This is a genomic window from Streptomyces sp. NPDC058291, assembly GCF_042880855.1.
In the GTDB taxonomy this organism is placed as follows: Bacteria; Actinomycetota; Actinomycetes; order Streptomycetales; family Streptomycetaceae; genus Streptomyces.
The window spans coordinates 17037-25129 of sequence record NZ_JBHVYK010000107.1; the positions used below are offsets into that span (position 1 = coordinate 17037).

Annotated in this window: 6 protein-coding genes; 3 read left to right on the top strand and 3 right to left on the bottom strand. The window is 73.5% G+C overall.

Features of this window, described 5'->3' with window-relative positions; genetic code table 11:
* Window positions 1–339 precede the first annotated feature (339 nt).
* The 3 genes from ACFVYK_RS33840 (at window position 340) to ACFVYK_RS33850 (ending at window position 3510) form a co-directional block, all read left to right on the top strand.
* The gene (locus ACFVYK_RS33840) at window positions 340–768 is read left to right on the top strand and encodes a MerR family transcriptional regulator (protein ID WP_389780557.1); all 429 of its coding nucleotides are present in this window, start codon (window positions 340–342) and stop codon (window positions 766–768) included.
* Window positions 765–1097 (top strand): thioredoxin family protein, encoded by a 333-nt coding sequence (locus tag ACFVYK_RS33845; RefSeq protein WP_389780558.1) that lies wholly within the window; start codon window positions 765–767, stop codon window positions 1095–1097. Before ACFVYK_RS33840 ends, ACFVYK_RS33845 begins: the two co-directional genes overlap by 4 nt.
* A 121-nt stretch (window positions 1098–1218) precedes the next feature.
* Window positions 1219–3510: a HelD family protein gene (locus ACFVYK_RS33850; RefSeq protein ID WP_389780559.1), complete on the top strand. Its 2292-nt coding sequence runs from the start codon at window positions 1219–1221 to the stop codon at window positions 3508–3510.
* Between the two features lie 523 nt (window positions 3511–4033).
* Here ACFVYK_RS33850 and glgB read toward each other — a convergent pair.
* From glgB to ACFVYK_RS33865, 3 genes are all read right to left on the bottom strand, one after another.
* A complete protein-coding gene (glgB, locus tag ACFVYK_RS33855) occupies window positions 4034–6409 on the bottom strand; it encodes a 1,4-alpha-glucan branching enzyme (protein WP_389780560.1) in 2376 nt (791 codons plus the stop codon).
* A 13-nt stretch (window positions 6410–6422) separates the two neighbouring features.
* Window positions 6423–7823 carry a phosphotransferase gene (locus tag ACFVYK_RS33860; protein WP_389780561.1) on the bottom strand — a complete coding sequence of 467 codons (1401 nt, stop codon included), beginning with the start codon at window positions 7821–7823 and terminating at the stop codon, window positions 6423–6425.
* Window positions 7824–7910: 87 nt separating this feature from the next.
* On the bottom strand, window positions 7911–8093 hold a 183-nt coding region (locus tag ACFVYK_RS33865; protein ID WP_389780562.1), incomplete at its 5' end, for an alpha-glucosidase C-terminal domain-containing protein.

The window sequence follows — 8093 nt, forward strand, 5'->3', positions numbered from 1 at the left end:
CGGGGGCGGCCGGGGGGTGGGTCCCGCCGCGGGGGTTGGGGGGCTTTATTTCCCGCCCATGGGCTTGCTCCACCCCGTCGCCGGGCCCAACTACGGGGGGGGGCCGCCCCCCGCCTGAACCGGGGCCGGACACCCGGGACCAGCCCGCACCGTCCGACCCGGGCCCCCGGCCCGCACCGTCTCCGGGCGGCCGAGCACTCCCCCGTGGCTCGGCCGCCCGGTCCTTTTCCCCGGTCTCATCCCTGCTCGGCCCGGTGCCGGGCCGTTTCCTTTTCCCCTCCCCTCGCCCGTTCCCGGGGTGTTGCCTTGACGTCGGCGTCAAGCCGTACCGTCGCAGGCATGCGCATCGGCGAGCTGGCCGCGCGGGCCGGGACCACGACCCGGACGCTGCGGTACTACGAGTCCCGGGGGCTGTTGCCCGCCCGGCGGAACGACCACGGACACCGGACCTACGACGAGGACGACCTGAAGCTGCTGCGGCAGATCAGGACGCTCCAGGACTTCGGGTTCGACCTGGAGGAGACCCGGCCCTTCGTGGAGTGTCTGCGGGCCGGGCACCCCGAGGGCGACTCCTGCCCGGCCTCGCTCGCGGTCTACCGGCGCAAGCTGGGAGAGCTGGACGAGCTGATCGGCGAGCTGCGCGCGGTGCGCGCCCAGGTCGGCGAGCAGCTGGTCAGGGCCGAGCGGGCGCGGGAGAGGCTGGCGGCCGATGCGACGGTTCCGGGTGGTCCGGATCCGGTGTGCGAGCTGGGAGGGCGAACACGATGATCAAGGCCGACGGTGTGGCGGAAGTGACGGACGCGGACTTCGGATCGGAGGTGCTCGCGGCGGAACTGCCGGTGCTGGTGGAGTTCACCGCCGACTGGTGCCCGCCGTGCCGGCAGATGGGACCGGTGCTCACCGCCCTCGCCGCCGAGGAGGGCGAGCGGCTGAAGGTGGTGCAGCTGAACGTGGACATGAATCCGGAGACGACCAACGCCTACAGGGTGCTGTCGATGCCGACGTTCATGGTGTTCCGGTCCGGAGAGCCGGTGAAGGCGATGGTGGGGGCGCGCCCCAAGCGGCGGCTTCTGGAGGAGCTGTCCGAGGTGCTGTAGCCCCGGGCCGAACAGCGGAAATCCCCCGAGCAATTGCGCTCGGGGGATTTCTCTGCGTATATTCGATGATTCGCGACTTCATAAGAGAAAAGGTCGCGAAGAAGCTCAGTGAGCACAGTATATGCGGGCGGGAGTGGAATTGTCAAACACCGACTTTCCGGACGGTGAATTGCGGCGCGAGCAGGAATTCGTCGACGGGCTGTACGCACGCGTGGACGCCCTGCGCGGGGTCACCGAGGCGGGCGTCACGGACGCCCTCGCCCAGGGCGACAAGCCCATGCAGGCACGGCTGGAGCGGGACATCCTCGTGGCCGAGCGCTCCGGGCTGCTGGCCGCGCTGAACGCGGTGGACGGCTCCCTGTGCTTCGGCCGCATCGACCTCGCCTCGGGCGCCGACCACCACATCGGCCGCATCGGCCTGCGCACCGACGACGACGAGCGCACGCCGATCCTCATCGACTGGCGGGCCGACATCGCCCGCCCCTTCTACCTGGCCACCGGCCACACCACGATGGGTCTGCGCCGCCGCCGGCACCTCACCACCGAAGGCCGCCGGGTCACCGCCCTGCACGACGAGATCCTCGACCTGGCCGACGCCACCCGCACCGGCCACGAGGACCCCACCGGCGACGCCGTGCTGCTCGCCGCCCTCGACTCCGCGCGCACCGGCCGGATGAGCGACATCGTGCAGACCATCCAGGCCGAACAGGACGAGATCATCCGGGCCCCGCACCGCGGCGTGCTGGTCGTGGAGGGCGGCCCGGGCACCGGCAAGACGGCCGTCGCCCTGCACCGGGCGGCCTATCTGCTGTACGAGCACCGCGAGCTGCTCGCCAAGCGGGCCGTCCTCATCGTCGGCCCCAACCCCGCCTTCCTCGGCTACATCGGCGAGGTGCTGCCCTCGCTCGGCGAGACCGGCGTGCTGCTCGCGACGGTCGGCGAGCTGTTCCCCGGCGTCCGCGCGACGGCGACCGACACCCGGGAGGCGGCCGCGGTCAAGGGCCGCGCCGACATGGCGGACGTGCTCGCCGACGTCGTACGCGACCGACAGGCGCTGCCCGAACCGGTGATCGCGATCGAGCACGACCGCGAGATCCTGATGCTCGACGACGGTCTGGTGCGGATGGCCCGCGAGCGCGCCCGCGCCGCGAACCTCCCGCACAACGCGGCCCGCGAGCACTTCGAGGGCCACATCCTGAACACGCTCACCGACATGGTCGCCGAACGCATCGGCACGGACCCCTTCGACGGCACGATCCTGCTCGACCCGAGTGACATCACCCAGATCCGCGACGAACTCGCCGAGAACCCCGAGGTCTGGGCCGCCGTCGACCAGCTGTGGCCGCGTCTGACCCCGCAGCGTCTGGTCGCCGACTTCCTCGCCGACCCGGTGGGCTACGTCTCGGACGACGACGCGGCCGTCATCCGCCGCCCGGTGACCCGGGCGTGGACGGTGGCGGACGTGCCGCTCCTCGACGAGGCCGCCGAACTGCTCGGCGTGGACGAACGGGTGGCCCGGGCGCTGGCCGAGCGGGAGCGCGAGACGCAGGTCGCCTACGCCCAGGGCGTCCTGGACGTCTCCTACGCCTCGCGGACCTACGAGTTCGAGGACAAGGACGAGGAGGACTCCGAGGTCCTGTCCGCGCACGACATCATCGACGCCGAGCGGTTCGCCGAGCGGCACGAGGAGGACGACCACCGCAGCGCCGCCGAGCGCGCGGCGGCCGACCGGACCTGGGCGTTCGGGCACATCATCGTCGACGAGGCGCAGGAGCTGTCGCCGATGGCGTGGCGGCTGCTCATGCGGCGCAGCCCCACCCGCTCGATGACGCTGGTCGGCGACCCGGCGCAGACCGCCGAGGCGGCCGGCGTCGGATCCTGGGACCGGATCCTGCGGCCGTACGTCCAGGACCGCTGGGAGCACACCCGTCTCGGCGTGAACTACCGCACTCCGGCGGAGATCATGGAGGTGGCGGCCGCCGTGGTGCGCGCCGAGCACCCGGATTTCGAACCGCCGAGCTCCGTGCGGTCGACGGGAACGCGGCCCTGGGCGCGCGCGAGCGACGACCTGCCCGACGCTGTCGCCGGGGCGGTGGCGGAGCTGACGCCCGCCGAGGGCCGGCTCGCGGTCATCGCTCCGCGCGATCTGCACCGGAAGCTGGCGGCTCGGCTGGACGGGATCACCGCGGGCGCGGAGCCGGACCTGACGAAGCCGGTCGTTCTGCTGGACCCCCGGCAGTCGAAGGGCCTGGAGTTCGACTCGGTGCTGGTGGTCGAACCGGCGCGGTACGGCACGAGCGACCTGTACGTGGCGCTGACCCGGGCCACCCAGCGGCTCGGGGTGCTGCACAGCCGGCCCCTGCCCAAGCCGCTGGCCGACGCGTTCACGCCCCCGGCGGCAGCGGGTCCGTGACCAGCGGGTCCGTGACGGCTCCCGCCGCGATCCCGTAGGCGGGCGGCGGGGTCCCGGGCCGGCCGTGGCCACACCCTCGACGTCCGGGGCGGCGTCGGCCGGTCGCTTCGCGTCCCGGGCTCGGGGGCGTGGCGGTTCGAGCCGCCGTCACGGTCGCCGTCCCTCGTCCCGGCGGGCGGGGCCTCGGGCCGGCCGTGGCCACACCCTCGACGTCCGGGGCGGCGTCGGCCGGCCGCTGCGCGTCCCGGGCTCGGGGGCGTGGCGGTTCGAGCCGCCGTCGCCGTCGCCGTCCCTCGTCCGGGCGGGGTCCCGGGCCGGCCCGACGGCGGGGGGCCGCCTGATCCGGCCCGGCGCGGCCGCGTCCGGCGGTGATCACCGGGGCGGGGCCGCCCCGGCCGTCGGTCGACGTCCGGTTCGCGTTGCCGTCGGGACGGCCGTCACGGGGGAGGGACGGTTCGCGCCGCCCGGCACGGTCCGGGGCGTGCAGGGCGGCACGGTCCGGGGCGTGCAGGGCGGCGGGGTCTCATGCCGGTCGCAGCCATACCGTCGCCAGCGGGGGCAGGGTCAGGCGGATGCTCGCCGGGCGGCCGTGGCGGCCCTGCGGCTCCGGCTTGACCGGGTCCGGGCCGGTGACGCCGCTGCCCCCGTACGCCGACGCGTCGGTGTTGAGCGTCTCGTGCCAGGCCGGGACGTCGTCGGGAACGCCGAGCAGGTAGTCGTGGCGCACGACGGGGGAGAGGTTGCTGACGCACAGCAGCGGCGAGCCCTCGGCGTCGTAGCGCAGGAACGCGAAGACGTTGTCCTCGGCCGCGTCGCCGACCACCCACTGGAAGCCGGCGGGGTCGGTGTCCAGCTGCCACAGCGCGGGCGTCGCCCGGTAGACGGCGTTGAGGTCGCGCACCAGGTCCCGGACGCCCCGGTGGTCAGCCTCGGCCCCGTACGCCGGGTCCAGCAGCCACCAGTCGGGGCCGTGCGCCTCCGACCACTCCGCGCCCTGGGCGAACTCCTGCCCCATGAAGAGGAGTTGCTTGCCGGGGTGGGCCCACATGAACGCCAGATAGGCCCGCAGGTCCGCGCGCTGCCGCCACCAGTCGCCGGGCATCTTCGACACCAGCGAGCGCTTGCCGTGCACCACCTCGTCGTGCGATATGGGCAGCACGTAGTTCTCGCTGTACGCGTACACCATCGAGAACGTCATCTCGTGGTGGTGGTACCTGCGGTGCACCGGCTCGTGGCTCATGTAGTCCAGCGAGTCGTGCATCCAGCCCATGTTCCACTTCAGCCCGAACCCGAGCCCCCCGAAGCCGCTCGGACCCGGCTGGTCGGTGGCCCGCGTGACGCCGTCCCAGGCCGTGGACTCCTCCGCGATGGTCACGACGCCCGGACTGCGGCGGTACACCGTCGCGTTCATCTCCTGCAGAAAGGCCACCGCGTCCAGGTTCTCCCGGCCGCCGTGCTCGTTCGGGGTCCACTGGCCTGGCTCGCGCGAGTAGTCGAGGTAGAGCATCGAGGCGACGGCGTCCACCCGCAGCCCGTCGATGTGGAACTCCTCGCACCAGTACACCGCGTTGGCCACCAGGAAGTTGCGCACCTCGCGTCGGCCGAAGTCGAACTCCAGCGTCCCCCAGTCCGGGTGCGCGGCCCGCAGCGGATCCTCGTGCTCGTACAGCGGACGTCCGTCGAACTCCGCGAGAGCCCAGTCGTCGCGCGGGAAGTGCGCAGGAACCCAGTCCATCAGGACGCCGATGCCGGCCCGGTGCAGCGCGTCCACCAGGTACTTGAAGTCGTCCGGCGTGCCCAGCCGGGCCGTCGGCGCGTAGAAGCCGGTGACCTGGTAGCCCCAGGAGCCGCCGAAGGGGTGCTCGGCGACCGGCATCAGCTCGACGTGCGTGAAGCCCAGGTCCTTGACGTAGGCGGGCAGCTGGTCGCCGAGCTGGCGGTAGGTGAGGCCGGGCCGCCAGGACGGCAGATGGATCTCGTACACGGAGAACGGGGCCTGGTGCACGGGTGTCTCGGCCCGCCGGGCCAGCCACTCCTGGTCGCCCCAGGCGTAGTGCGAGGCGTCCACGATCGAGGAGGTCGCGGGGGGCACCTCGGTACGCCTGGCCATCGGGTCGGCGCGCAGGGTGTGCGAGCCGTCCGGCCGGGTGATGTCGAACTTGTACAGCTCGCCTTCGCCGACCCCCGGCACGAACAGCTCCCAGACGCCCGACGAGCCGAGCGAGCGCATCGGGTGGCCCGTGCCGTCCCAGAAGTTGAAGGAGCCGGCCACCCGCACACCGCGCGCGTTCGGAGCCCACACGGAGAAGCTGGTGCCGCTCACCCCCTGGTGGATCCTCGGGTGCGCGCCGAGGGCCGTCCACAACTGCTCGTGCCGGCCCTCGCCGATCAGATGCAGGTCCAGCTCGCCCAGTGTGGGCAGGAACCGGTAGGCGTCCTCGGTCTCCACGGTCGTGTCCTCGTAGGCCACGAGCAGCCGGTAGGCCGGGACCTCCGTCAGGGGCAGCAGTCCGGAGAAGAAGCCGTCGCCGTCGTTGTGCAGCTCGGCGCGCAGCTCGCCCGCCAGCACCGTGACGGACCGGGCGTACGGACGCAGCGCCCGGAAGACGACCCCGCCGGGCGCCGGATGCGCGCCGAGCACCGCGTGCGGGGCGTGGTGGGAGCCGTGCAGGAGACGCTCACGGTCACCGGCGTCCAGCGCGGGGGACGGCACCGGCGCGGGAGACGGCACCGGCTCGGGCGAAACCGCCGGCTCGGGGGGTGCGATCGGCTCGGGCGACGCGACCTGGGCGGGGGGCGGGGCCGGGGAGGTTGCCGGCGCGGCGGACGCGGCGGGCGCGGGCGCGGCGGGCCGGTCCTTCTTCACGGCGGCCTTCTTGACCTTCTTCGGGGGAGTCACGAACGGAGCCTCCTCAAGGCAGGTCGGGGGCGGCGAGGCGGTGTATCGCGGACAGGGGGACGGGAAGCCAGTCGGGGCGGTGGCGGGCCTCGTAGACGACCTCGTAGACCGCCTTGTCCGTCTCGTAGGCCCGTAGCAGCACGGGGTCGGTGCGTGGGTCGACGCCCGCCGCCTCGGCGTATCCGGAGCAGTAGGCGGCCCGGCAGGCGTGCGCCCAGCCCGGGTCGGGCGGGTCCGCCGAGTGGGCCGCGTAGTCGAAGGAGCGCAGCATGCCCGCCACGTCCCGCACGGTCGGCTGCGGCATCCGCCGTTCCGCCAGCGGCCTGGCCGGCTCTCCCTCGAAGTCGATCAGCGTCCACTCCCCGGAGGCCGCCCGCAGGCACTGCCCGAGGTGCAGGTCGCCGTGGACGCGCTGGGCGGTCCAGGTCCGGCCCTCCGCCGCCAGGTCGGCCAGAGCGGTGAAGGCGGTGCGCAGCGCGGGCGCGTACGGGCGCAGCGCGGGCACCGCCTGCGCGGCCGCGTCGAGCCGCTCGGTCATGCCGTCGACCATCGGGCCTATCTGGGACGAACCCAGTGTCGCCGTGGGCAGCGCCCGGGCCAGCGCCCCGTGCACCTCGGCCGTGGCCCGGCCCAGCGCCCGGGCCTCGGCGACGAAGTCCTCGCCCTTGGCCAGCTCGCGCAGCGCCAGCTCCCAGCCGTCCGCCGCGCCCTGCAGATACGGCTGGAGCACCCCCAGGACGTAGGACTCGTCCTCGCCCTGGCCGTCGCCTCCCTGGCCCTCGCCCGGGTCGGCCTGCAGCCATGCCGTCGGCGCGGGCACGCGGGCGCAGCCTTCGACGGCCAGGGCCAGCGGCAGCTCCAGGTCGGGGTTGACGCCCGGCACGACCCGGCGCAGCAGCTTGAGAATGAACGTATCTCCAAAGACGACGGACGAATTCGACTGCTCGCCCGTCAGCCGGCGCGGGACCAGGCCCGACCGGATCTCCTGCGCCGGATCCCGCTCGCAGCGCAGCACGCCGATCCGGGCCCGGGTGCGCAGCGCCTCCAGCAGCACCTCGGCGGACCGGGCGTCGTACAGGGCGTCGAAGGCGGTCCGCCCGGCCAGCGGCCCCTGGGTCACGTGCCCGAGCAGCGCGGGAGCCAGCCGGGGCGGCAGCGCCTCGCGCACGCCGATCAGCAACTGGTAGCAGTCGCCCGGCCCCGAACCCTGCCGGGCGCGTACCAGCAGGTGGTACAGGCCCAGCCGGGAGTCGGACGGCAGCAGCTCGGTGGCCGCCACCAGCGAGAATCCGGTCACCGGACGCCCCTTGCCGGCGAACCAGCGCTGCCGTGGCAGCCACTCGCGCAGCAGGGGCTCCAGTGACCCGAGGAGACCGGGGACTGTCTTGCCGGAGAGAGTGACCGTTTCCGCCATGGCGTCGCATTCCTTTCCCCGCGGGGGTCGGGGTGTTACTGATGCGTGCCCCGGGCGGGGCAGGGGAAACCGCCCCGCCTCGGGGTTCTACGCAGCGTCCTTGCGCAGCCTGAACCAGTAGAAACCGTGCCCGGCCAGCGTCAGCAGGTAGGGCAGTTCACCGACGGCCGGGAAGCGGACCCCGCCGAACAGCTCCACCGGGTACCGGCCCTCGAAGCGGCTGAGGTCGAGCTCGGTGGGCTGTGCGAAGCGTGAGAAGTTGTGCACGCA

What these genes read in the sequence shown, in the direction of transcription:
- ACFVYK_RS33850 (WP_389780559.1), top strand. Translation starts at nt 1,219, where the DNA reads ATGCGGGCGGGAGTGGAATTGTCAAACACCGACTTTCCGGACGGTGAA.
- ACFVYK_RS33860 (WP_389780561.1), bottom strand. Translation starts at nt 7,823, where the DNA reads ATGGCGGAAACGGTCACTCTCTCCGGCAAGACAGTCCCCGGTCTCCTC.
- ACFVYK_RS33845 (WP_389780558.1), top strand. Translation starts at nt 765, where the DNA reads ATGATCAAGGCCGACGGTGTGGCGGAAGTGACGGACGCGGACTTCGGA.
- ACFVYK_RS33840 (WP_389780557.1), top strand. Translation starts at nt 340, where the DNA reads ATGCGCATCGGCGAGCTGGCCGCGCGGGCCGGGACCACGACCCGGACG.